This window comes from Rhodospirillum sp. A1_3_36, assembly GCF_047263945.1.
Lineage (GTDB): Bacteria > Pseudomonadota > Alphaproteobacteria > Rhodospirillales > Rhodospirillaceae > Rhodospirillum.
Genome location: NZ_JBLAVB010000011.1, coordinates 53,142 through 77,665, shown reverse-complemented (window position 1 = coordinate 77,665; position 24,524 = coordinate 53,142). Strand labels below are relative to the sequence as shown.

General features: G+C 58.4%; 23 protein-coding genes and 1 pseudogene. 14 read left to right on the top strand and 10 right to left on the bottom strand.

From position 1 onward, the window contains the following. Positions 1-66: 66 nt before the first annotated feature. From ACLIRY_RS19515 to ACLIRY_RS19485, 7 genes and pseudogenes are all read left to right on the top strand, one after another. A complete protein-coding gene (locus ACLIRY_RS19515) occupies positions 67-594 on the top strand; it encodes a phage tail protein (RefSeq protein WP_413207098.1) in 528 nt (175 codons plus the stop codon). A gap of 43 nt (positions 595-637) precedes the next feature. Continuing rightward, positions 638-1,165 carry a phage tail protein gene (locus ACLIRY_RS19510; protein WP_413207097.1) on the top strand — a complete coding sequence of 176 codons (528 nt, stop codon included), beginning with the start codon at positions 638-640 and terminating at the stop codon, positions 1,163-1,165. A gap of 15 nt (positions 1,166-1,180) precedes the next feature. Then, a pseudogene (locus ACLIRY_RS19505) lies at positions 1,181-1,336 on the top strand (phage tail protein); the annotation flags it as partial. Positions 1,337-1,444: 108 nt separating this feature from the next. After that, positions 1,445-1,732, top strand: coding sequence for a phage tail protein (locus ACLIRY_RS19500; protein ID WP_413207164.1), 288 nt, complete (start codon positions 1,445-1,447; stop codon positions 1,730-1,732). Between the two features lie 824 nt (positions 1,733-2,556). Next, positions 2,557-3,072: a phage tail protein gene (locus ACLIRY_RS19495; RefSeq protein WP_413207096.1), complete on the top strand. Its 516-nt coding sequence runs from the start codon at positions 2,557-2,559 to the stop codon at positions 3,070-3,072. 41 nt (positions 3,073-3,113) lie between these two features. Beyond that, entirely contained in the window at positions 3,114-3,656 is a 543-nt protein-coding gene (locus ACLIRY_RS19490; RefSeq protein ID WP_413207095.1) for a phage tail protein, read from the top strand. 148 nt (positions 3,657-3,804) lie between these two features. Beyond that, on the top strand, positions 3,805-4,338 hold the full coding sequence (locus tag ACLIRY_RS19485) for a phage tail protein (protein ID WP_413207094.1): 534 nt from the start codon (positions 3,805-3,807) through the stop codon (positions 4,336-4,338). A 320-nt stretch (positions 4,339-4,658) separates the two neighbouring features. Here ACLIRY_RS19485 and ACLIRY_RS19480 read toward each other — a convergent pair whose 3' ends face one another. The 3 genes from ACLIRY_RS19480 to ACLIRY_RS19470 form a co-directional block, all read right to left on the bottom strand. Then, the gene (locus ACLIRY_RS19480; RefSeq protein WP_413207093.1) at positions 4,659-6,350 is read right to left on the bottom strand and encodes a methyl-accepting chemotaxis protein; all 1,692 of its coding nucleotides are present in this window, start codon (positions 6,348-6,350) and stop codon (positions 4,659-4,661) included. A 1,034-nt stretch (positions 6,351-7,384) separates the two neighbouring features. Next, a complete protein-coding gene (gene aroQ / locus ACLIRY_RS19475) occupies positions 7,385-7,837 on the bottom strand; it encodes a type II 3-dehydroquinate dehydratase (protein WP_413207092.1) in 453 nt (150 codons plus the stop codon). Between the two features lie 37 nt (positions 7,838-7,874). Further along, positions 7,875-8,537 (bottom strand): TetR/AcrR family transcriptional regulator, encoded by a 663-nt coding sequence (locus ACLIRY_RS19470; RefSeq protein WP_413207091.1) that lies wholly within the window; start codon positions 8,535-8,537, stop codon positions 7,875-7,877. A gap of 174 nt (positions 8,538-8,711) precedes the next feature. Here ACLIRY_RS19470 and ACLIRY_RS19465 point away from each other — a divergent pair, with 174 nt between their 5' ends. The 5 genes from ACLIRY_RS19465 to ACLIRY_RS19445 all read left to right on the top strand — a co-directional run bounded on the left by ACLIRY_RS19465 (position 8,712) and on the right by ACLIRY_RS19445 (position 14,732). Beyond that, on the top strand, positions 8,712-9,647 hold the full coding sequence (locus tag ACLIRY_RS19465) for a shikimate dehydrogenase (protein WP_413207090.1): 936 nt from the start codon (positions 8,712-8,714) through the stop codon (positions 9,645-9,647). An 89-nt stretch (positions 9,648-9,736) separates the two neighbouring features. Continuing rightward, positions 9,737-10,774: a DctP family TRAP transporter solute-binding subunit gene (locus tag ACLIRY_RS19460; RefSeq protein WP_413207089.1), complete on the top strand. Its 1,038-nt coding sequence runs from the start codon at positions 9,737-9,739 to the stop codon at positions 10,772-10,774. A gap of 192 nt (positions 10,775-10,966) precedes the next feature. Beyond that, positions 10,967-11,512 carry a TRAP transporter small permease gene (locus ACLIRY_RS19455; RefSeq protein ID WP_413207088.1) on the top strand — a complete coding sequence of 182 codons (546 nt, stop codon included), beginning with the start codon at positions 10,967-10,969 and terminating at the stop codon, positions 11,510-11,512. Positions 11,513-11,516: 4 nt separating this feature from the next. Next, positions 11,517-12,803 carry a TRAP transporter large permease gene (locus ACLIRY_RS19450; RefSeq protein WP_413207087.1) on the top strand — a complete coding sequence of 429 codons (1,287 nt, stop codon included), beginning with the start codon at positions 11,517-11,519 and terminating at the stop codon, positions 12,801-12,803. 18 nt (positions 12,804-12,821) lie between these two features. Beyond that, on the top strand, positions 12,822-14,732 hold the full coding sequence (locus tag ACLIRY_RS19445) for a bifunctional sugar phosphate isomerase/epimerase/4-hydroxyphenylpyruvate dioxygenase family protein (protein WP_413207086.1): 1,911 nt from the start codon (positions 12,822-12,824) through the stop codon (positions 14,730-14,732). 3 nt (positions 14,733-14,735) lie between these two features. Here the strand turns inward: ACLIRY_RS19445 and ACLIRY_RS19440 are convergent, their stop codons facing one another. Together ACLIRY_RS19440 and ACLIRY_RS19435 are read right to left on the bottom strand one after the other, a co-directional pair. After that, positions 14,736-15,173 carry a helix-turn-helix domain-containing protein gene (locus ACLIRY_RS19440; protein WP_413207085.1) on the bottom strand — a complete coding sequence of 146 codons (438 nt, stop codon included), beginning with the start codon at positions 15,171-15,173 and terminating at the stop codon, positions 14,736-14,738. A gap of 210 nt (positions 15,174-15,383) precedes the next feature. Then, the gene (locus ACLIRY_RS19435; protein ID WP_413207084.1) at positions 15,384-16,148 is read right to left on the bottom strand and encodes an NRDE family protein; all 765 of its coding nucleotides are present in this window, start codon (positions 16,146-16,148) and stop codon (positions 15,384-15,386) included. A 209-nt stretch (positions 16,149-16,357) separates the two neighbouring features. On the opposite strand from ACLIRY_RS19435, the gene ACLIRY_RS19430 reads away from it, so the two are divergent. Next, positions 16,358-16,690 (top strand): DUF1476 domain-containing protein, encoded by a 333-nt coding sequence (locus tag ACLIRY_RS19430; RefSeq protein WP_413207083.1) that lies wholly within the window; start codon positions 16,358-16,360, stop codon positions 16,688-16,690. Positions 16,691-17,088: 398 nt separating this feature from the next. Here the strand turns inward: ACLIRY_RS19430 and ACLIRY_RS19425 are convergent, their stop codons facing one another. The 3 genes from ACLIRY_RS19425 to trxC all read right to left on the bottom strand — a co-directional run bounded on the left by ACLIRY_RS19425 (position 17,089) and on the right by trxC (position 19,996). After that, positions 17,089-18,162 (bottom strand): zinc transporter ZntB, encoded by a 1,074-nt coding sequence (locus ACLIRY_RS19425; protein WP_413207082.1) that lies wholly within the window; start codon positions 18,160-18,162, stop codon positions 17,089-17,091. Next, entirely contained in the window at positions 18,122-19,435 is a 1,314-nt protein-coding gene (gene purB, locus ACLIRY_RS19420) for an adenylosuccinate lyase (RefSeq protein WP_413207081.1), read from the bottom strand. Before purB ends, ACLIRY_RS19425 begins: the two co-directional genes overlap by 41 nt. A 117-nt stretch (positions 19,436-19,552) precedes the next feature. Continuing rightward, complete coding sequence (trxC, locus tag ACLIRY_RS19415) at positions 19,553-19,996, bottom strand: thioredoxin TrxC (protein ID WP_413207080.1); 444 nt, start codon at positions 19,994-19,996, stop codon at positions 19,553-19,555. 292 nt (positions 19,997-20,288) lie between these two features. On the opposite strand from trxC, the gene ACLIRY_RS19410 reads away from it, so the two are divergent. Beyond that, positions 20,289-21,059 (top strand): substrate-binding periplasmic protein, encoded by a 771-nt coding sequence (locus ACLIRY_RS19410; protein ID WP_413207079.1) that lies wholly within the window; start codon positions 20,289-20,291, stop codon positions 21,057-21,059. 71 nt (positions 21,060-21,130) lie between these two features. On the opposite strand, the gene ispG is transcribed toward ACLIRY_RS19410, so the two are convergent. Next, a complete protein-coding gene (ispG, locus tag ACLIRY_RS19405) occupies positions 21,131-22,300 on the bottom strand; it encodes a flavodoxin-dependent (E)-4-hydroxy-3-methylbut-2-enyl-diphosphate synthase (RefSeq protein WP_413207078.1) in 1,170 nt (389 codons plus the stop codon). A gap of 370 nt (positions 22,301-22,670) precedes the next feature. Beyond that, entirely contained in the window at positions 22,671-24,089 is a 1,419-nt protein-coding gene (locus tag ACLIRY_RS19400) for a RodZ domain-containing protein (protein WP_413207077.1), read from the bottom strand. Positions 24,090-24,524: the final 435 nt, after the last annotated feature.

The following is a 24,524-nucleotide window of genomic DNA, read 5'->3' as shown; positions in this document are numbered from 1 at the left end:
GGCACCATTATCAGGTAAATCGCTTAAAATTAGCGTGAAACACGAATGGGTAGAATTGGGTGAAAAATGGAACCTTTTCTTGGGCAGATTAGCATTTTTCCATGGGCTTACGCGCCACCAGGGTGGGCGCTCTGTGATGGCACTATGTTACCGATAACTGACAATGCAGCGCTCTACTCCCTGATCGGAACGTATTTTGGTGGTGATGGGGTAACTAGTTTCGCTTTGCCGGATCTGCGCGGTCGGGTGCCGATTTGCGCTGTTTACGACCCTCAGGGGGGTGGCAATATGGCGGAGAAGGGGGGGGAGGAAATCGTGACTTTAAGCGACTATCAAATGCCGCCTCATACTCATGAAATTCGGGTAACGAGCGACCCTGGAACGGCTGTTACGGGTGGCGATGCGTACTTCGCAGCTCTCTCACACGCAGGGAACGTTCTATACAGACAGCCGACACCTCCCGCAAATCATGTCTCTATGAATGAAATGGTAGTCCAAGCCACCGGTGGTGGTTTGCCGCATACGAATATCCAGCCTTCTCTGGTTCTGAATTTTTGCATCGCGACCAAAGGGATGTACCCGCAGCGCCCCTGATTTATCGTGAAGACCAGGGTTTAGGCAAATCATTGGAGGTATAATGATGGCTGAATGTTTTGTTGGCGAAATTCGCATATTTGCGGGACCCCGCTTGATTAGAAACTGGGCTTATTGCGAGGGGCAGTTGTTGCCTATTGCTGGCAATGAGAAGCTTTATTCTGTTATTGGAACAACCTATGGGGGTAACGGTATCAGTGAATTCGCCCTGCCCGATTTACGCGGACGAGTTCCCATGCACATGGGAAACGGACTGGGGCTGACGCCGCGTACGTTAGGGCAATCCTTTGGAAGTGATTTTGTTACGCTGGCCGAAGAACAAATGCCTGCACACAAGCATGTGGTGACGGCCAGCTCTTTAGGGGCGACGCTGGACAGTCCGGAAGAGGCCGTGTTCGCTACCCTTCCTACGGGGGGGAGGTTTTATGGAAAGGAACTTCTGCAGAGTTACCCCATGAAGGAGGATATCCTCGCGGAGAGCGGGGAAAGTCAGCAGCACTTCAACCGTATGCCTAGCATGGCTCTGAACTATATTATTGCCTTGGACGGAGAATATCCGCGCCGCAGTTAGAAAGAAGAGGTTGTTATGTCAGATCCGTTAATTGGAGAAATCCGTCTTTTCCCAATAGTATGGGCTCCTCGTCCCTGGCTACCTTGCGATGGTAGGTTGTTGCCGATTAATCAGTATCAAATGTTATTCGCCGTAATCAATACTATCTATGGCGGTAACGGAAGTGTAACTTTTGGGCTTCCGCTGTTGAGCTACTCTGATCAGGGTTCGAATCAGTGTTTGGCAGTTACGGGCATAAGTACAGACTCGACTATGGACCATTTGGGCAGAACGTCGGGAGTGAATCAGATAGCCTTGTCTGAATCGGACTTACCAAAGCACACTCATGAGATGACTGCAGGGTTGGCGACCGGGCCAAACATGGTGGCAGAGGCAAAGGATAATTTCTTTACTCGCTATATTTCTGGCTCATTCGACTATGCTTATACGCAAGGAGATGCAAACACCACGATGTCGAAATCAGCTCTGAGCTCCGCTGGAGGTGGGCAGAAGCATGAAAACAGACAACCGTATCTAGCGTTGGGATATTATATTGCTTACGATGGGGTCTTTCCTGCGTTTGAGTAGTGCAATGGAACCGTGGAAAGATGAATGTGTTCGGAGGTGTTTGTTTTGAGGGATGCCCAAAGGCGCCGCATAGTCCCCGGACGTATCGGACCTGTGGGGGTGCGGGCGAGATAATCGTCTTTTTCTCGACGCTGTCTCGTGGCGGTCCGTGTTGGGGTCCTCCCTGCGGATAAAGCCTTTGACAGCGACGGATTCCGCAAACCTCTCAAGGACGGTGGGTGCCGAGGTCGGTATCCTATCCAAACGGAATCAGCTTGAATCAAGCTGATTCCGTTTTCCTCTCATTCTATGAGTTTTAGACGCAAATTCCGAACAATCTGGAACGGATTGCGACGGGCAGAATGCACGTCGTAGGCGTGACGATTGGCTTCAGTGTCAGAGGCTTAGATCACGATGAAATCAGGTCTGTCCGACCTGATTTCATAAACGTGATCTAAATCATATATTTAGAGCGGAATGAGACGGAAAACCGCACACACTTTTCCTCATTCCGCTCTAGAGTATCTCGCGTGAATCACATGTCACTCTTATAGCAAGGTGCGGTGAGTTTGACTCACCGCACCTTATGGCGCGGTAAAGCCCGCGTGGCGTTTGAACGCAAGAAAAGCGGCGTGGGTTTCAACCCGCGCCGCTTGGTCTTACGGACCCAGTGGGGGGGAGGGCGGGACCAAGCCCCGTGACGGGAAAACATCCACTGTTGTGTGCCGTGTTCCCGGGTACGATTTTTTCCATAAAACCATTGATTAATCTAATCTCAAGTGAAACTGTGAATAAAATGTGCGCTTAACATGTGAAAAGTGTCAATTAGTAGAATTGGATGCGAAATGGAACCATTTCTTGGTCAGATCAGTATTTTTCCAAGCCATTTCATTCCGAAGGGCTGGGCAGCCTGTGATGGGCAACTGCTGTCGGTTGATGAAAATCAGTGGCTGTATGCCTTGCTCGGCAATAGATTCGGCGGCACTGAGGGGAGTACTTTCGCGTTACCGGATCTGAGAGGGCGGGTGCCGATTGGTAGTAGTGACTGGCAGCAGAGCGGTCAGATGGTGGGACAAGAAATGGTGGTGTTGAGTGAACAAACCACTCCAAAGCATAATCACCTTGTTCGCGCGACCACGTCCGTCGGCGATAGTCCCACGCCACAAGGGGGGCTGATTGGGGCTCTTCCCGATAATGATCCTGTCGTTCTCTACGGCAAGGCAAATGCGCATGCGCAAGTCCAATTGCATGAGAGTACGATTGGTGAGACTGGTTATGGGGAAATGTTCACGAATATTCAACCCTCTCTGGTCTTGAATTTTTGTATCGCGATTGAGGGAGCGATTCCGTTTTTTTGGTAGGTCATGAATAGTAGCTTTGGGTGATATTTGGAGATTTAGGAATGGTTGAGACTTACCTTGGAGAAATTCGCATATTTGCGGGGGAACGTCTTCCTCGTGGCTGGGATTTTTGCCGCGGGCAGTTAAAGACGATCGCTGGGCATGAGGCGCTTTTTGCCATTCTTGGCACCACCTATGGTGGCGACGGCACGGCCAATTTTGCTCTGCCTGATTTGCGAGGGAGGCTTCCCATGCATAAGGGAACTGGAGAAGGATTGACGCCACGGACTTTAGGGCAAAAAATTGGAGTAGATGAGGTTACGCTGACCGCAGCCAATCTACCGGCGCATAGCCACGCTATGGTTGCATCAAGTTCCGATGCGACTGAAAAGAGCCCTAAAGGCGCTGTCTTTGCGGCCATACCTTCTGATCAGGGTGAACGGGCGGGGCGTTTTTACGCGACGGAACCTATGCCGGGTCTTCCGCAGCAGGCTTTAAGGGATATGAGCATTGAGTACGCTGGTGATGGCAAGCCATTGCCCAATCGCATGCCCACCACAACAATGAATTTCATCATTTCATTGTTCGGAGCGTTTCCGACTTAAAATGAGAGCAAATCCCGAGCAATCTGGAACAGATTGCGACGGGCAGAATGCACGCCATAGGCGTGACGATTTGCTTCAATGTCAAAGGTTTAGAGCATATTGCGTGAATCACATTTCACGCAATATGCTCTAGAAAAGGGAGGCCATCATGTCTATGCCGTATATAGGAGAGGTTCGTCTTTTACCTTATCCACGACTGGCGCCTAGAGGTTGGTTTCCGTGCAACGGAGGCCTAATTTCCATTGCTGCCCACGTTGAGTTGTTTTCTGTTATTGGGACTACCTATGGGGGTGACGGTCGGATCACATTTGGTTTGCCCAACTTGACGGGGAACGTTTCGGTTCTCGGAGCTGGACCAAATGATCCGCTGGGTCAAATGTCTGGGACGCCGTCGGTTACAGTGAGCAAGGATCACCTTCCTCCCCACAACCATAGTGCTCATGGGGTGATGGCGTCTGGTCCAAATACGGTGGCGGAGCCGGAGAACAATAGGTTGAGCCGGTACATTTCGACTGAAGTCCTGAATGTTTATTCTCAGTCGGGGTCTTCGGATTGTACGATGGCACCTGAAACCCTGCTTCCTTATGGTTATTGGGGCGAGGGGGCGTTGGAGAACAGGCAACCGAGTCTCGCGCTTAACTTTTTCATTGCTTACGAGGGTGCGTATCCTGCTTCAGGATAGGGGGCTGAAACTGTGCCTCATAAACAGTCCGTTCGCCATGCAACGCCCGCACGGCGCCCGCGACTTTCTTGGCGCGGATTGCTTCTTCATTGAGTATGCCGATGGACAGATAGGGCGTCTCGCGGTGGAAATCGATGAGGTATCTGTACTGATGCGCTGCCAGCTCAGCTGAGCGGTAGGGGGAGCCCGAGGTGTTCGGCTGCTTATGGCGCGGACATCACGGGAACGACATTCCGGCGGAGGTCTGGTCGCCGACGGGATGTCGTTCTGATGTCCTTCCTTTACGGGCGATGGGGCGGCAAGAACAGTCTCCACTGAATTCACGCAGAGCGCACTTCCTTCAGGAAGGCCTCGATCCGCGACCTGAGATCCCCTGCTTTCTCGTTCACTTCCATGGCTGCGGCATTGACATCCTCTGCGGCACCATCGGATTCCCCGGCGGCTCGGGTGACCTCTAAAATGTTGGATGTCACCGCCCGGGTTCCGGAGGAGGCTTGCTCGACGTTACGGGCGATTTCCTGGGTCGCGGCTTGCTGCTCCTCCACCGCAGATGCGATGGCCGAGGCGATTGTGTTGCTTTCGTTGATCGTTGAGCCGATGGATTTTATGGCCGCAACGGCTTTTTCGGTTTCGGCCTGGATGGCGGTGATCTGATTGCTGATGTCTTCGGTTGCCTTGCCGGTTTGATTGGCAAGACTTTTGACTTCGCTGGCCACGACGGCGAAGCCCTTCCCTGCATCTCCGGCCCGGGCGGCTTCGATGGTGGCGTTCAGGGCCAACAGATTGGTTTGATCGGCGATATCGGAAATCAGGTTGATTACTTCGCCAATCCGGGTGGCGGATTCCGCCAACCCCTGGACCTGCCTGTCGGTCTGATCCGCTTCGTCCACTGCACGGTGGGACACCGTCGAGGACTGGGCAACCTGACGGGAGATTTCCTGTATGGAGGAGGCCAATTCCTCCGTTGCCGCAGCGACCGTTTCCACGTTGGCGGAGGCTTGTTCCGCAGCCGTGGCCACGCTCGTCGCTCTGTGCTTCGTATCGTCTGCAATCTTCGACATGCTGGTTGCGGTGTGTTGCATCCCATTGGCCGACTGGCTTACTGCTTTTAGAAGCTGGGAGACACTGACGTCGAAGTCCTGGGTAAGGGTCTCGATTTGCTTGGCCCTGACTGCGTGCACCCTGGCTTCCTCGGCCTCCTTATGGGCCATCTGTTCGGTTTTTAGCATGCTGTCTTTGAACACAACGACCGCTGCGGCCATTTTTCCCACTTCATCGGCCCGGTCCACACCGGGAATTTCTGCAGACTTGTCGCCGCTTGCCAAGCGACCCATGACGGCGGTCATGGCCTCAATGGGCTTGGCGATACTGTCACCGATCAGCACCCCGCATCCACCGCCCAAGATCAATGCCGCGACAATGCCGCCAATAATCAAGGAGGAGGTGGTGCTTTCAGTGTCGAGGTTCTGCTGCTTGCGAATCTTCATGAGCCCGGCTTCCTCGCTCACGAAGTCTGTCATGATGCCTCGGAATTTGTCCATGAAGGCCTTTCCCTTGGACTGTCCCACCAAGGATGAGATGTCATTCATGGTTGTTGTGTCGCCAACTTTTCGGCGCAAGGCAATGGCTTCTTCAGCTACGGTTTTACGCCAATCATTCAATACCCCCTCTGCTTCCGTCAGGCGCGACACCTGTTGGGGGTTATCCGAAACCGTGGCTTTGAGGTCTGCGATTTGCGTTTTGAAGGTCTTCTGTCCTTGCACATAGGGGGCAAGGAAGTCGTCCTTTCCTGTCAGGAGGAAACCCCGCATGCCCGTTTCCATATCCACGGCAGAGGCAACGACCGTGTTCGCTTGACCAATGACGATATTGGTGTGGTCGACCCAGTTTGCGGTGTCCACGATTTTACCGATGCTCGACAAAGACAGGATCCCCAAAAAAACCATTAGGACCGTTGGGAGGGCGATTCCCAGCAGGATTTTTGGCTTCGTCTTTAGGGATGACCATTTCATGGGAGACTCCTGTCTTTGAATTATTCGTAACTTGGATCGAGAGCGGACATAAGAAAGGGCCCGCTATCCACTGCGGTCGTCTTGGGAGGGGCGAAAAAACGAAGGTACTAACCTACCATTTAGTCAAAGGGAGGGCGATTGCGTCTCTTTTATAATACATCTTATATTTTAATGGGGTCATCATAAAAATAAATTTTATCGCGTTGATTGCTGATTACGTATGGCGGAGTTGTCATGAGTAGTAGTGATCGTTTAATGACTCTTGTTTGGACTATAGGCGTTTAGCCTTTGTTCGGAAATACACTTTGGATTTTGCATGTAAATTCATTTGTATTTAGTGACTTGGCGGGGTAGCCATGATCTGAAAGCGTGTGGATCTGAATGCAGGGTGAGTTGAATTGAACGTTCTATCATTTAGAATCGGTCTAAAGTGAGTGTGATGTGCGGCTGTGATTGAGTCGTACATTTCCATGTCCCGGATTTGAACTGGTCGATCTTGGAGTAAAACTGGATCAACTTGAGTCAAGCTGGCCCAGTTTCACACTGATAATCCACTAGGGTATCTTCGATGCCAAGTTGGGCGGCAAGGTGGTCGAACTTGATCTCGAAGATACTCTCGGATCGTTTTGAAAGATGTTATTTGATTAAGAGCCCAACCCGAAATGACTCTCATTCTTTCAATCACTTGGTCGTCCTTCCTGCGCACGCGGGAATCCAGGGTGGGAGCAGGCAAGGGAAGCAAGTCCCGCGGCGCCAGTGCATTTGAGCACCGGCACCGAAATCAACCCTGGATGCCCGTTTTCACGGGCATGACGGAAACCTTTAATTTTACGGCATGCCTTTTGGGTTGGGCTCTTATACCAAGCGGCGCGGGTTGAAAGCCACGCCGCTTTTCTTGCGTTCAAACGCCAGGCGGGCTTTTACGCGCCATAAGGCGCGGCGGACACTTGGCCGCTTTCAAGGTGCGGTGGGGCAAACTCACCGCACCTGGGTATAAGATTCGACGGCCAAATGATCCGGACTTTTGACGGCGATCACTCCCCGTCTCCTGCGATGAGGCGCGCGGCCACTGTCCTCAGTCCAAGCTGGTAGCCCAAGGGGCCACAGCCCGCAATCACGCCGTCCGCCCTGAGGGAGACGTAGCTGTGATGGCGAAAGGCTTCCCGTTTGTGAACGTTGGAAATGTGAACTTCGATCACCGGTCCCTCGAAGGTGTTGAGTGCATCCAGGATCGCCACCGAGGTGTGGGTGAAAGCGGCAGGGTTGATGACAATGCCTTGAGCCTTTTCCCGGGCTTCGTGAATCCAGTCGATGATCTGGTGCTCGGCGTTGCTTTGGTGGAAAACGATGTCCACCCCCAACTCTCCGGCAAGGACTTGGCAATCGGCCTCCACGTCGGCCAGGGTTTCGGACCCATAGATCTCCGGCTGGCGCTTGCCCAGCAGGTTCAGATTGGGGCCGTTCAGGATGTAAACGCATTTGGTCATGGGGATGCTTCGCCTTCCTTGGGTTCGTGAGACATCGTTATTTCAGGACATAGCGGAGAACCATTTCCTCCACCTCCTGGCGCAGGTCGCTGCGGCGGTCGGGCGCATAGAGGCTGTCGCCGAAGATGAGGGAGAAGGTTGCCCGGTTGGAGACGCTGAAAAAACTGAGCGCACTGATCTGCCAATGGAGTTGCAGGGCCGTTAGCCCGGTGCGGAACAGGCCTGCTTTTCGGCCGCGGCCATAAATGTCTTCCAGATTCTCGATGGCCGCGCTGTTCAGCTCTTTGATGATGGGGGAATCCGCCAAATGGTCCCCGTGGTGGATGTTCTCGATCATCACCAGGCGAATGAACTCCGGATTGTCCCGGTGGTGGTCGAAGGTATGGCCAACCAGTTTGCGCAGGGCGTCAATGGGCGGAAGGTCCGCCAGGTCGAGGGAGGCCTCCCTGCTGCGGACGGAGCGGTAGGCCTCTTCCAGCACTTGGCGGTAGAGGCCGTTCTTGTCTCCGAAATAGTAGTAGATCATCCGCTTGGAGGTGCGGGTCCGCGCTGCGATATGGTCTATCCGCGCCCCCGACAGGCCGTGAGCTGCGAATTCTTCCCGGGCGACCCGAAGAATGTCGGTTTTTACCGCCTCTGGGTCCTGCTTCCAGGATCCCCGCGCCAACGCAGTCCGGCCCTCCGTTTCCCCGGCACCCATGCGAGACGCCTCCATTCCCATCCGTTTTAGTCATTCAGGATAGTCTATCCAATTTAACCGTAACGAACAAAATGTTTGACACTTTTAACCGTAGCGAACATTTTGATCTTCGACAGGGGTGACGCGTCGCCTGTCTAGGGAAGAACGGCACGCCCATGGGAGAGCGCAGGACCGATGCAAAAGATCCTCCACATTGCCCCGCACGGGGCGGCGAGCACCGAAGTGGCCCGTCCCTCCGTGCTCGTTGGCTTGCTGGGTCAGGGTATCCAGAAGTCCCGGACGCCGGCCATGCACGAAGCCGAGGGGATCCACCATGGCCTGCGTTACATCTATCGCCTGTTCGATACCGACTGCATGGGTGACCGCCATCCCACTGCGGCTGATGTTTTGCGGGCGGCTGAACTCTGCGGCTTCGCCGGGTTGAACGTGACCTTCCCCTATAAGCGCGAGGTCATGGGCCTCATGGATGAGCTGTCGGACGCGGCTCGGGCCGTGGGCGCTGTGAACACCGTGGTGCTGCGGGATGGTAAGCGGGTCGGTCACAACACCGACTGGTGGGGCTTTGCAGAAAGCTTGCGTCGGGGGCTCCCCGAGGCTCCCCGGAATCGGGTTTTGTTGATCGGCGCCGGAGGGGCCGGAGGGGCCGTCGCCCAGGCCTTGGTGGATAGTGGTGTCGCCCACTTGGAGATTTTCGACACTCAGGCCGATCGATCCGCTGGGCTGGCCCAGTGGCTGATGGCACGCAATCCGAAGATCCAATCGGTCACTGCCCTGGAGAGCCTGGATCAATTGCCGGACCGGGCTGTGGTTCGGCCCTTGGACGGCGTGGTCAATGCTACCCCCATCGGCATGGCCAAACTGCCGGGCACACCCTTGCCGAACCGGTTTCTGGAGACGCGTCCCTGGGTGGCGGATATCGTCTATTTTCCTTTGGAAACCGAGCTATTGCGTGAGGCCCGCGCTGTGGGGTGTCAGGTTCTGCCGGGCTCGGGCATGGCGGTCTTCCAGGCGGTGAAAGCCTTTGAACTGTTTACCGGCCAAATACCGGACGCCGACCGCATGGCCGCAACCTTCAGTGCCTTTTCCGATCCCAGCGAAGGGGCCGCATAACAGAAGGTCCCGCAAAATCGATGGATGGGATCTGAAAACAAGACAACAAACCGGCCTGAAACCAAGGGCCACATACCGGGAGGATGACCATGACTTTTTCCATTCGCGGCTTTTCCAGCCGATCCCTGGTCAAGGGGGGCGCTACAGTCAGCTTGATTCTTGGCCTCACGGCGGGAATGGCTTCGGCGGAGACCACCATTCGCTTCGGACATGTGGATCCGGCGGAGTGGCAGACCTCCAAGAAGGGCGCCGCAGCCCAGATCTTCAAGAATATCGTCGAGGGGCAAAGCGATATGACCGTGGAGATCTTCCCGGCCGGCGCCCTCGGCAATGAAAGCGAACTGGTCCAGCAGGCCCAAGAGGGGATCACGCCCGTGGTCATGGTCTCTGGTGCGATGTCGAAGATTTGCCCGGTCGCTCAGGTCTTGGATATTCCCTATACCTTTGCATCAGCCACCCAGGCCTGGGCCGTGCTGGACGGCCCCTTCGGCCAGGAATTGGGCGACTATTGCCTGGAGAAGACCGGCCTGCGGACCTTGGCCTATGGGGAAACGGGCTTCCGGAACTTTACCAACAACAGCCACCCCATCAAGACTCCTGAGGACATGAAGGGGTTGAAGTTCCGCGTTCAGCCGATTCCGCTCTATGTGGAAATGGTCAAGGGCCTGGGCGGCGAGCCCACGCCCATTGCCTGGACCGAACTGCCCACTGCGCTGTCCACCGGGGTGGTTGATGGCCAGGAAAACCCCGTTGGCGTCATCTACAACAACAACCTGCACAAGCTGCAAAAGTACCTGACGCTGGACGGCCATGTGTATGCCGCAGACTTCCTGCTGATCAATGACGAGTTCTTTCAGTCCTTGTCGCCGGAAAACCAAGCGGTGATTGCCCGCGCCGCCAAGGTCGCCGGGACGATGGGCCGCGCCATCCAACAGTTCAACACGGCCGAAGGCGTTACCAAGGTCGCCGCCGAGGGAATGGAGGTCTACACCCCCACGGCGGAGGATCTGGCGAAGTTCCGCGACGCTGCCCAACCTGCGGTGAAGACCTGGCTGGCCGGCGAATTGGGCAGCGATGCCGCTTGGATTGAAAAGCTCGATGCTGCCGTGGCCAAGGCCAGCAACTAAGGGCGTGACGGGCGGACCGGGTTTTTCAAACCGGTTCGCTCGGCCAAGCGGATGGGTGCGGTCTCTGCTGCCCCTCGGTGTGGTCCCATGGGGGCAGGGTGCGTTCTCCCTGTCTTTGTCCTGCCCCTCTTTTCTTTTGTCATCGGGGCGCGCGCAGCCCGCGCTCCCCCAGTGATCCAAGGAGCCGCCACTATGTCGGGGCTTCGCCGTCTTATCGGCCTGTACACCACGCTTTGTGCCTTCGGCGCCGGAACGATGATGGTCATCGTCTTCGCCGTTATCTTCTTTAACTCCCTTGGTCGGTACCTCTTTGGGGGATCCCTGCCCTGGGGCGAAGAGGCACCGGTATACCTGACCATTTATGGCGTCATGTTCGGCGTCACTCTGGGATATCTGCAAGATCGGCATATCGCCTTTACCGTGGTGACCGACCTTTTTTCCAGACGCAGCCAGCGGGTTCTCGGGCGGCTGGTTGACCTGGCCACGCTCTGCACGGGCAGTGCGTTCGCCGTTTCCGGGGTCATGTTCGCCATGAAGCGCGGCGGGATCCAGGCTTCGGGCCTGATTTCCTCGGCGCGGGATTTGGCCGAGGCCACCGGCATTCCGGGGCTCGAGGGGCTTGGGTTCATGGGGACTTGGCAGGCGGCCATGCCGCTTGGCGGGATCCTCCTGGCCGTCGCGGCCCTGTTGAAGCTCCTGTCCGCCCTTGAAGAGCGGCCCTGGGCGCGGGAGGCCTGAAACCATGGCAATCCTTCTCTTTTTCGTCCTGGTTCTTCTGGGCATGCCCCTGGCCTTCGCCATCCTGGCGGCCATGGCCGTCTTCATGGGCATGGGGGACTTCCCCTATCACCTGCGGATCGTTGCCACGGAGACCTTCAAGGGATTGAACTCCTATCCTCTGCTGGCTATTCCCCTGTTTATCCTGGCCGGGGAGTTGATGAACGAAAGCGGGATCACCACCCGCATTATTGCCTTCGCCAATGTGTTGGTCGGGCGTTTGCGGGCCGGGTTGGCCTTGGTGAACATCTGGGCCTCCGTCATCTTCGCCGGTCTGTCCGGCTCGGCCATCGCCGACACCTCCGCCCTGGGCCGGGTTTTCATCCCGGAAATGGAGCGCCATGGGTACCGCCGAGACTTCGCCGCAGCCTTGACCGCAGCCTCGAGCATCATCGGCCCCATCATCCCGCCCTCGATCCCGGTCATCATCTACGCCTTGACCGTCACGGGCGTTTCGGTTCCCGCCCTGTTCCTCGCGGGTGTGGTGCCGGGCGTGCTTCTCGCTTTGTTCCTGTCGGCCTATGTCTTGACCTGGGTCAAGGTCGATAGTCCCGATCACGCCAACGAGACCGAGGCCCTGTCCGGTGGTCAGACGGCGGCTCAAGCCCTGCGGGGGGGGATCTTGCCCTTGATGATGCCGCTCTTTGTCGTGGGATCCATTCTGCTGGGCGTTGTCACCCCGACCGAAGCGGCCAGCTTCGCCGTGGGCTATGCCCTGTTCATCGGTCTCGTCGTCTACCGCAATATCCGGCTGTCGGCCTTGCCCCGGATCTTCTCCGCAGCCATGCGGGACAGTGCGGTGATTATGATCATTATCGCTGCCGTCGCCGCAGCCAATTGGGTCCTGACCTACAACCGGGTGCCCAACATGCTGACGGATTGGGTGCTGGGGGCTGTGGATAGCCAGACCTCCTTCTTGCTGGCGGTCATGGTGCTTTTGTTGGTCGTCGGTCTGTTTCTGGAGGGCATCGCCGCCATGCTGGTTCTGGCGCCCATCCTGGCCCCCATCGCCGTGAGCCTGGGCATTGACCCGGTTCACTTTGGCATCGTGGTTATCTTCAACCTGATGATTGGCTTGATCACCCCGCCGCTCGGTCTCTGTCTGTTCGTGGCGGAGGGGATCGCCAATGTCGGCATCGGGCGGCTGACCCGGCAAATATTCCCCTTGTTTCTGGTGGAGGTGGCTGTGTTGGCGGTCATCACCTTCCTGCCGGATACGGTGACCTTCCTGCCCCGCCTGTTTGGCTACTGACCGAGAGGGATCCCCCCGATGAAAACCGCGCCCCTGAAGACCTCCATCGCGACCGTCTCCATCGCGGGGACCCTGCGGGAGAAGTTCGCAGCCATCGCCGCGGCGGGTTTCGATGGAATTGAGATCTTCGAGAATGACTTCCTGGCCTTCGATGGCTCCCCCCGGGAGGTGGGCGCCATGGCACGGGACCATGGGCTGGCGATCACCCTGTTCCAGCCCTTCCGCGATTTCGAGGGCATGCCCGAACCCCATCGGACCCGGGCTTTCGACCGGGCCGAACGCAAGTTCGACCTGATGGAGGCTCTGGGGACGGATTTGGTGCTCGTCTGTTCCAGCGTATCCCCCATTGCCTTGGGCGGGATTGACCGGATCGCTGCGGATTTCTACGCCTTGGGAGAGCGGGCAGCCAAGCGGGGGTTGCGGGTTGGGTATGAGGCGCTGGCCTGGGGCCGCCATGTCAATGACCATCGGGACGCCTGGGAGGTGGTGCGCCGGGCCGATCATCCCAATGTCGGTCTGATCTTGGACAGCTTCCACAGCCTGTCACGCAAGATCGAGTCCGATACCATCCGCGCCATTCCCGGAGACAAGATCTTTTTTCTGCAATTGGCTGACGCCCCTTTGATCGACATGGATCTGCTCTATTGGAGCCGCCATTTCCGGACCATGCCCGGCGAGGGAGACCTTCCGGTGGTGGACTTCATGCGAGCCGTCGCCGCCACGGGGTACTCCGGACCCCTGTCCCTGGAAATCTTCAACGATCAGTTTCGGGGGGGCTCCCCCCAGGCCATTTCCGTGGACGGCCACCGCTCCTTGATGTGGCTGATGGACAGGGTGCGGCGGGAGGAACCGGACATCCGGATCGAGGTCCCCCCCATGCCTGGCCCCAGGAGGCTGGAAGCCGTGGAATTCGTGGAGTTCGCCACGGATGAGCAGGGGGAGAAGGATCTGGAGAAGGATCTGTTTCGCTTCGGGTTCACTAAGACAGCCCTCCATCGCTCCAAGGCGGTGACGCTCTGGCACCAGGGGGAGATCTCCATCCTGGTGAACCGGGAAACGACCGGCCATGCCCGAGCCGCCTTCGAGGCCCATGGCACAACGGTTTGCGACATCGGTTTGCGGGTGGATGATGCCCGAGCCACCTTTGAGCGGGCCGTCGCTTTGGGCGCCCTGGGGGCCGACAAACCCGCCGGTCCCGGGGAACTGGCGATTCCGGCCATCCGCGGTTTGCGGGGCGGTTTGATCCACTTTCTGGACAAGTCAGAGGAGCTTTCCCGGTTCCGGGAGATCGATTTCCTCCCCCTCGACCCACCCGCACCGCAGCCTCGACCCGTGGGGTTGTCGCGGGTGGATCACTTGGCCCAGACCATGGCGGCAGAAGATATGCCGGGGTGGGTCCTGTTCTACACCACTCTGTTTCAGACCCGAAAAACACCCGTACAGGACGTGGTCGATCCGGCGGGACTGATTCGCAGTCAGGTGATCGAAAGCTTGGACGGCGGCCCCCGAATCACCCTGAACGGCGCAGAGAACCGGCGGACTCTCGCAGGACGGTTTCTGGTGGAAGGGCCTGGGTGCTCGATTCAGCATCTGGCCTTTCAGACAAAGGATATGTTCGCGAGCGCCGAAGCCCTGCGGCAAAACGGGTTCCAACCCTTGGAGATTTCCCGGAACTACTACGATGACCTGGAGGCCCGTCTGGGGCTTGACCCAGCCCTGACCGATCGCCTGAGAGAGGAGCATATCCTGCAGGATCAGAGCGGCGAGGGCGCCTATCTTCAGCTCTATGGCCGAACCTGGGGGGATGGGTTCTTTTTCGAGATCGTGGAACGGTCAGGGGGGTATGACGGCTACGGCGCGCCCAATGCCTCCTTCCGGATCGCCGCCCAAAATCGGCAGGCTCGGACTTCGCTTGGAAAGAGTGGGTAAGCTTTACCCTTCGGATCCGACAGCCTGGCGGAGAGGTATGGCCTCTTCACCGCCTTCGCTGGTGTCATCCCTGTCGGATGGCTCCTGGTTCTCTGGATCTCTTTCATCCGGTTCTTCGGCTTCTGCGGCTCCGCCCAGGTCTGGAGTTTTGGGTTTGGTCTTTTTGGCTTCCTTGGGGGCTGTCTTCAATGCATCCTTCACGGTCCCCCCTTTGACGGTGTTGACAGCCTCACCTTGAAGCGCGCCCTGGTAGTCTGTCACCCCCTGTAGAAGGGCCCAGCAGGCGAGGCGGACGGCTTTGGGAATGGTCACATTTTCGCCGTCCCGTTCTCCCTTTTCGTAGTACTGCACCACGCGCCGCTTCAGGCCCAGGACCTCCGCCGCTTCTTTTTGGGATAATCCGAGGCGTTTGCGCCAATTCTTGAAGGCGTTGGGAGTCATGGCAATGGTCCTTCCTACAAACCCAAACGTCATCGGAATGTCGCGTCGGTGGCGTTTCACACGGGACGCATTTCTACATGGAGGATTCACCAAAACAGTGCGCAAAAGAGGGGCAATCGATCGGATGAATCGCCTGTTTATAGACTCTTCGTCATGAAAACGCAAAGGAAGAGCGCACCGGGTGCGTTGTCTCGATGGGGTGATTTCTCCTTACAGGGCAATGGGTTCGTAGTCAGTTTGATCCGGTGCCGCCTTGGCGAAATAGAACTGGGGTTTGGCGTCTGTCCGGTTTATGGACGGTAAGGCGACCAGGGCGGAGCTGACTGTACCGAAACCTGTTTCCGTCAGGAAACACATGGCCGAGGAGGGACCTTTGTCAACATCGTGGGTTCGGCTCGCCAAAAGGGTCGTCCAGGGGCGCCAGCTCTCAATGCCCGCCTCAGGATCGGGCCGTTTTGCGGCCTGGAAGCGTGGCAGAAACGCCCGGATGCGCGGGTCGGTGCAGTCGTTCCGGTCCATGGCTGTCAGGATCGACAGGCCTTCGGGGAGGGCCTGGACCTCAACGGCATCGACCCCTTCCCGGTTCGCGTGGCGGATCCAATAGGCGTCCCGGTTGTCGGCTACGATCAAGTTGAAGGGGCGGTAGGCCAGGGGATCCACATCGGCCAGGCATTCTGCGGCGTCCCGGGCATCGGCCACGTCCAGGGCGTCAAGGACCAACTCCCCACGGCTGCGCGCTCCGGGCAGGGGGCCCAAGGTGCCTTTGCGGTTCAGAATACAGGCCACGACGCCCCAGTCGTTGATACCCAGCCAACTTCCACCGGCCAGTTCGTCCAGCCCGGCTACGACTTCGGGGCGGGAGGGCCAATGGCGGCCCGGCGGAAGCCAGGGCCGATCCCCCATTTCATCTCGATTGGCGGCCAGAAGAAGCGGCCAAGTTTCCCCCGGCCTCCGGTCAATAACAACGGTACACATGCGACATCATGCCCCTTCCCTCACGAGGACTCTGTTTCCTTCGGTTGTGGCTGCGAAGTTTGGGGGTACACGCGCTTGGGGGCAAGCGGTATAACCAGGGTCTGATCCGGACGGGCGTGGGCTGTCTGGAGGAAAGTTTCGGTTTGAGCCCTTTCGAAATGGTTGGAAGGGGTGCCGTCAACACAAGGTTTTCAGGGGATCAAACGGATATGAGCGACGCCTTTGAGGAACGGGAACAGGGGTTCGAGGCCAAGTACCATCTGGACGAGGAGCGGACCTTTCGCATTACTGCGAAACGCGACAAGCTCTTCGGACTCTGGGCGGCTAAGGAAATGGCCTTGGATGACAGTGCAGCGGAGGCCTATGCCCTTGCTTTGGTGGAATCCGAACTGACCAGCCATGGGGACGATGAGATTGTTGCCAGGGTTCTGCAAGATCTGACCGCCAAGGGAGTCGACATCACCGAAGGGCGCTTGGTCATTAAGCTGCAAAAATTTCGCGACGAGGCCGACCGCATTATCCGTGGCGTGGAAAAAAGCTAGAGTATCGATTGGACAACTGGGCAGTCATTTTCCGGTCCATGGGATACTCTGCATATATGATTTCAGATCACATTCACCGCCTTAAATCGATTCTGATTTAAGGCGGTTGCGGTACAGGATTGGGGGGTTGTACAGTCACGGGGCTTTGCCATGTCCCCCACTGGGGCCGAAAGGCCCCAGACCCCCAGCATTTACTGGCCGAAAGGCCCCAGACCCCAGGCTCTTATTTTTAGAAGAGAAATGGGAGTTTGGGGGCATTTGCCCTAGAATAGGTTTGGGCTATCGCCTAAAAAGCACGAAACACTGTCGTGTGCCATCACTGGTTTTCCCCATTCCGCTCTCATCATATGATCTCGAAGATACTCTAGAGTGAAAGTTGCTGGTCTTTGCGATGGGCTTTATCGGTCCCTGAACCGGTCGCTTCGACGGAGGTAAAGCCATTCCCCCCCGGCCAGGGCCACAAGCAAGCCACAGAGGACCCCAAACCCCCAAGAGGAGGCCGAACCGGGAATGCCCCCCAGGTTCACCCCTAGAAGCCCCGTGATGAAGGTCAGGGGAAGGAAGACACCCGCCAACAGACTCATGCGATAGACCGCACGGTTCATGCGTTCCTGGGCGCGTTGCTGGATTCGATCCCGTAGCAGGGCGGCTTGGTCCCTGAGCGAATCCAGGTCCTCCAGATGCCGGGTATGGGCGTTCAGAGCGATGCCGAGGGTCTCCCGATTGGCCTGGGTGAAAACCGGATGGACGCTGCTGTGCAGGCGGTTCAAAGCGGCCTGTTGGGGCGCAAGATAGCGCCGTAAACCGACGATATCCAAGCGGGCTTGGTGCAACTCTTCCTCCAAATCCCGGTCCCCGTCCGGGGTTTCGTTGCCCAGGATCTCGTCCCGCTCATCCAGGTCGTAGATGGAATCAGACAGTTCCAGCAGGAAGGGCTGCATGCGGTCGGCCAGGGCCAAGGCGAGGGTTCCAGTGATCCCCCCCGCATCCAAGGGACCATAGCCGTGCTTTAGTTGAGCGCGGATGTCTTGTACGGCCTTGACTGGTCTGGCGCGGGCAGAGACGACCAGTCTGGGCGTGACCCAAAGGCGCAGAGCCACCATATCCTCGGGTTCCGCGCCGGGATTGAGGTTTACGCCGCGCAGGTTGACCAATACCCCATCCCCCAGGGCCACGGAGTCTGGGCGGGTATCACCGGCGAGCAGGTCCCGCCGGGCGGTTCGCGGCGCCTTGATGGACTTCAGCCAAGCGTTCGCCCCTTCCCATTCTCGGTGGAGATGGACCCAAAGAGGACCCGTCTCTCCATTGGCCGCAGCCAGATGGTCGGCCAGGGCGTCGGGTTCCGGGTTGATGAAATCCTCGGCCCCCCCTTTGCCATCCAGGGAAACGGCCCACAGGATGGCGGGGGAGGCCGAGGCTTTGCGCGAGGCGTCAGGATTCGCCAAAGACGCGTTGGAAGATGGTGTCGACATGTTTGGTATGGTAGCCGAGGTCGAACACCTCTTCCAACTGTTCCAGGCTCAGGCGGTCGGTGACATCGGTATCGGCCTTGAGCAGGTCAAGGAGCTGCCCTTTGCCGTTCCACACTTCCATGGCGTTGCGTTGGACGATGCGGTAGCTGTCCTCCCGCGACACACCCGCCTGGGTCAGGGCCAGCAGGACGCGCTGGCTGAAGACCAACCCACCCATCTGGTTCAAGGTGCGGTCGATGGCGTCGGGATAGACGACCAGTTTGGCCATGACAGAGGTCAAACGGGCCAGGGCGAAATCCAGAGTTACCGTGGCGTCGGGGCCGATCATCCGCTCAACCGAGGAATGGGAGATGTCCCGCTCGTGCCACAGGGCCACATTCTCCATGGCCGGCAGGGCATAGGACCGCACCATACGGGCCAGACCCGTCAAGTTTTCGGTCAGCACCGGATTGCGCTTATGGGGCATGGCCGAGCTGCCCTTCTGACCCTTGGAGAAGAATTCCTCCACCTCGCGCACTTCGGTGCGCTGCAGGTGCCGGATCTCGATGGCGGCGCGCTCGACCGAAGAGGCGATGACGCCCAGGACGGCAAAGAACTGGGCGTGGCGGTCCCGGGGGATCACCTGAGTGGACAGGGGCTCGGGCTTCAGGCCGAGCTTGGCGGCCACATGCTCCTCCACCCGGGGATCGATATTGGCGAAGGTGCCTACAGCACCGGAGATGGCGCAGGTGGCGATATCCTCCCGAGCGGCGATCAGACGGGCGCGGGCGCGTTGGAATTCGGCGTGGAATCCAGCGAACTTCAGGCCCATGGTCACCGGTTCGGCGTGGATGCCATGGCTGCGGCCCATGCAGACGGTCATCTTGTGTTCGAAGGCCCGCTCCTTCAGTGCGGCCAAGAGACCATCCAGGTCCTCCAATAGAAGGTCTGCGGCCTGGGTGAGCTGCACGGCCAGGCAGGTGTCCAACACGTCTGAGCTGGTCATGCCCTGGTGGATGAAGCGGGAGGGTTCGCCCACATGTTCCGCCAGTTCGGTGAGGAAGGCGATGACGTCGTGTTTGACTTCGGCTTCGATGGCATCGATGCGGGCGACCCGTTCGGCGGTATAGGGCAGGTTCCCCTTTTCCCAGACGGTCGTTGCGGCATCCTTGGGGATCACACCGATCTCGGCCAGGGCGTCGCAGGCATGGGCCTCGATCTCGAACCAGATGCGGAATTTGTTTTCTGGCGCCCAAATGGCGGCCATGCGCTCGCGGCTATAGCGGGGAATCATCGGTCTCGCGCACTCCAAAGCAAAAGAGGTGGTCGTTGGATGACGCCCTTATAGACCCAGAGACGGGTGGGACCAAGGGGTGATGGGTTTGTGACCCACCGCCGCCAGGGACAGCCATCACAGACCTGCGTTCTCAGACACCCAGCGCAGCAGGTCGGGCAGGGGCAGGGCGCCGCTCATCCGGGCGACTTCCTGCCCCCGGTCGAAGAGCAGCAAAGTGGGGATGGAGCGGATGCCCAGGCGGGTCGCCGCAGCCTGTTCCTCTTCCGTGTTCAGTTTGCCGAGGCGGATCCGGGGACGCAACTCGGCCGCTGCCCGCTCGAACGTGGGGGCGAAGCTTCGGCAGGGGCCGCACCAGGGTGCCCAACAGTCCACGAGCAGGGGGATATGGTCGCTTTCCACCGCATGGAACAGGGCTTTTCCCGTCAGGACCATGGGGGTCTGGGGAAAAAGGCCCTCCTTGCATTTGCCGCACCGCCCCATTTCGGCAGGACGGGTGGCGGGCAGGCGGTTGACGGCTCCGCAGGCCGGGCATGACACCATTCTCTCATTGTTTGGCATGGCTGTCTCCTCCTTATGGGATCCCATCTTACACCATAGGACAGGTGCCGCCGCATTGACCTTTGTTCGCCCAATCTCAAACGCAGGTCCTAGAGTGCTCCGAGATCAAGCGAGAGGAGGGCGATTTCTTAACGCCATTCATGTCGTAATAGAAATAATTGTTTCCTTCGACAGCGGAATGCGTGACACTTGCGGGGTAATGGGAAACCGAGGATCGAACATGTGCGGCGATAGATTTTTCACGCGCCTGAGTTCGCTTGGACGCTGGACCGGCTCAAAGCCTCTGGCAGTGGTGTCCCTGGGGGTTGCTCTGGTCTTGGGCATGCCCTTCGGTCTTTTGGCGGGGGCAGGGGGGGAGGGAACGGCCCTGGCCCAATCAACCCGATCGGACTTGACCCAACCGGTGACTCTGACCACCTTGTATTGGCCCCCCTTCACAGGCCAGGATTTACCTGATGGCGGAACGTCGACGGGGATCGTGAGGCGCTCGCTGGAAATTGAGGGACTAGATACGGCGGTGACCTTCCTGCCCTGGCGTCGAGCGGTGGATATGACGACGATGGGATATGTGGATGCCGTGTTTCCGGTCTACGGGGCCAGGGATCGGAACTGCGTTCTCTCTCACCCCTTCCAAGCCAGTGTCCTGGGGTTCGTGGAGCGGGTCGACGCACCGGTTTCCTGGAAAACCCTGGATGACCTCGCCGATCGCCCCATTGGTGTCGTCAAGGGCTATATCAACGGGGAGACCTTCGATAGGGCCGTGGAGAAAGGAACATTAACCGTGGAGTCGGTCGTGACCGACGTCATGAACCTGCGGAAGGTCGAGGCAGGACGCTTGGATCTGGCGGTTATTGACCGGGATCTCCTGACCTTCCTGTTGACTGAAAATCCGGAGACCCTGGATCTCGCCGGGCGACTTCAGTTCAACGCAAGGGCCTTGGACGTGAAAAGCCTGTACGCCTGTTTTCACAACTCTAAACGGGGAGATCTTCTCCGTCGCGCTTTCAACGAAGGCTTGGCCGTTGTCATGGTCCAAGCCGCCGCAGCTAAGGAGAAAGAGTGACGACGGTTCATTGACGTCACTCCTTTGGGGCTTTGCTCCTGGGGCGTCGCTCTTGGGGGTGCCTTATCGGTCTACTCGGCGGCGCCGACGATTTCCTTGCTCTCTGCCTCTGCTTGGGCCTTGCGAGCGGCTTCTGCGGCCTCGATTTCGGCGGCCTTCTGTTCCACCAGCCCGACCAAGTGATCCACCATCTTATCGTTGTTGATGGTGTGGTCCGGTAGGCCGGCGATATAGACCTTGTTTGCGCCATCCTTGGCCAGATTACCGCCACCGGTCAGTCCGATGTCCGTCTCCCGGGCCTCACCGGGGCCGTTCACCACGCAGCCGATGATCGAAAGGGTGATCGGGGTCCGGATATGGGATAGGCGGTTTTCCAGGATTTCCACAGTTTTGATGACATCGAAGCCCTGACGGGCGCAGGAGGGGCAGGACACCACTCGGACACCGCGATGGCGCAGGTTCAGGGACTTCAGGATCTCGAAGCCAACCTTCACCTCCTCCTCGGGCACTGCAGAGAGCGAGACGCGCAGGGTGTCGCCAATCCCGGCCCAAAGCATGTTGCCGATGCCGATGGCGGATTTTACGGTGCCGCCGCGCAGGCCACCGGCTTCGGTGATGCCCAGATGCAGGGGGTAATCGCAGGCCTCGGCCAGCCCCATGTAGGCGGCGACGGCCAGGAAAGCGTCACTGGCCTTCACGCTGATTTTGAATTCGGTGAAATCGTTGTCTTCGAGGATGCGCGCGTGGTCCAGGGCGCTTTCCACCATGGCCTCGGGGCAGGGCTCGCCATATTTCTCCAGCAGGTGCTTTTCCAGGGATCCGGCGTTCACGCCAATCCGCATGGAACAGCCATGGTCCTTGGCGGCCTTGACCACATCCCGCACCCGGTCGGCCGAGCCGATATTGCCGGGATTGATGCGCAGACAGGCGGCGCCTGCCTCGGCGGCTTCGATGGCGCGCTTATAGTGGAAGTGGATATCGGCGACGATGGGAACGGAAACCTGCTTGATGATGTCCTTCAGGGCAGCCGTGCTTTCCTCGTCGGGGCAGGAGACGCGGACGATATCAGCACCTGCCTCTTCGGCCCGGCGGATCTGGGCCACGGTCGCAGCCACGTCGGTGGTCAACGTGTTGGTCATGGTTTGCACGCTGATCGGCGCGTCCCCGCCCACAAAGACCGATCCCACACGGATTTTACGGGACACGCGGCGGGAAATATCGCGATAGGGACGGACAGACATGGAAGACCCCCTTGGGTGGCCAGTGGTTCAATTGGACACATGCTGGGCCATTCGGCCCGCTTCGATGAAAACATCTCGGACCCTTGGGCCCGACCCTCAGGCTCGAGCACGTGGAAACGAGAGGCGTCTTTTGGTCCGCGCCAGTGGACGGACGTGAAGACTTTCGGTTCACTTTCCGCCTGGACCTGGAGTGCTCCGAGATCAAGTTGGGCCACTTTGCGGTCCAGCTTGGCCTCGAAGGCACTCTCATACTTGATCTGGGAACGGGTCGGGCACCTCATCCTATCAGAGGTGTCAGGGATCCCTTCGACTCAACCGAATGACCTGGAGGGCTTTTGGGCACCCCGTTCTCGCGCCTTACATAGCGTCATCACCGACCAGATTTCAACCGGTTCGCCGATAGGGGTATATTGTTCCGAACCGCGCCCGCTGGACCCAGGGACGGTGCACGCTTGCCATCCACGTAGACTTCCAGTGCGCCAGCATTGGTCACATTCAGGCTCAGCCCATCAATCAAGGGGACAGCATAAATGTCACCGGCCCGGAGCAGTCGTCGTACGATCAAGTCGCCTCCTTTGCGCACCTGGATCCAGGAGTCGTTGGTGGCCCGCAAGACCGTGCGCGACCCTTGACTTTTGGCCGTTACGGCAGCTGGGGCGTCTTGGCCCACGAAGGATTCGATGCGGGCTGTCTCCTCTACCTCGGCTGTGGAAGGGGGAGGAGGGGCGGTTCCCGCGTTGACATCCGGCTCGGGTGCTGGCGGCGGAGCAGGTTCAGGCTTCGGAGCAGGATCGTCTTTTGGGGCCGGTTCGGGGGCCGGTTCGGGGGGCGTTTCGGTTGCTGGCTTCGGTTCGGTTTCCGCTGTGGGTGTCGGTTCCGGTTTGGGTGCTGTGTCTGGCTTTCGTTCGCCAACAGGTTCGGGCGACGCCTCTAGCGGAACGGCCTCACCTGCGGGACTTTCGGACTCGGGTGTCGGCTTCTTTTGTGGCAGTGGTGTGGCCGTTTCGCCCACCGCAGGTGCCGCTTGGGTGGATTGTGGTTCGGCGAGGTCAGCTGTGTCTGGTTGGCCGTCATCTGGCTCTGTGCCGGGACCGTTGGCGGCCCGGGTCCCCAAGTCATTGCTCAGGGGGGCCATGGGGTCGTTTTCGGTAACAGCGCTATCGGACGCCTTGGTCCCTGTCTCGCCCCCCACTTGGGGGGCTGTGGCCACTGACGGTTCCGGCGCGGTCTCCTCTACCGGTTCCGACTGGGGCTCGGGCCGAGCCAGCTCCGGTTGAACGACGTCTTTAGCGTCTTCGTCTTTGGCTTCATCCCCACTGACCATTGAGGCCAGACGTTCTGGAATGTCAGGGATGAGTTCCGCAACGGGTTTGTCGGAAGTGGACACCCAGTACCAAGCGCCATAGGCTCCGATTGCCAGAACCAGAGCGAAGGCCACCATGGCTCCTGCGGGCAATCCCCCTTCGTTGGTTGGAGAGGGAAAGTCAAGGGCATTGGAGACAGCCTGGCTTTGGCTTTCTTCCTTGAACCGGCGGACCACTTCCTCGGCATGCAAGCCAAGGTGGTCGGCATAGGCCCTTACAAATCCGATCGCATAGGCCACACCGGGCAGGTCGCCATAGCGACCCTCTTCGATGGCGAGCAGATAGGATTGCCTGATTCGTAGGGTTTCAGCAGCGCTTTCCAGCGGTTCACCCAGTCGTTGCCGGGCAGCCCTCAAAATGGCGCCCACCTGTCCCGAAGAATTCTGTTTTTCGCCAGCAACACCGTGGCCGGAGGAAATATCCACGTTACCCTCATTCCAGCGTGGTTCATTGTTCCACGCGATTTTCATTAAGACGTCTGGCCTGCCTCCCGTGTCGGCAGGCGTTTTCGGCACGCTTCCAAGAGTTCTCTCCGGGGCGGAGCCGCAAAGCAACAAATCAGATACAAACTAACCAAAAAGACCGGGGTGCACAACGCTCGTATAAAAGTACCATAAAACTCGTGTCGAAAGTGATATAACGTTCCTTTCCAGGGCTTTCCGGCCGTTCGTTGAGCCTTTCCGATCACGGGAATGGTCTATTGGGGTGGGAGCGGGAAGTATAGGTTTTGGTCAGCTACAAATTATCGGTGGAGATCTGTAGGCAGTGCTTTTCCGGAAGGATGTTGGTCGGTATCCTCTTGTCTGAACCTGCCCTTTCAGAAGGGGGCTCCCCCTGCCATTCACAGACGCGAGGCGCCG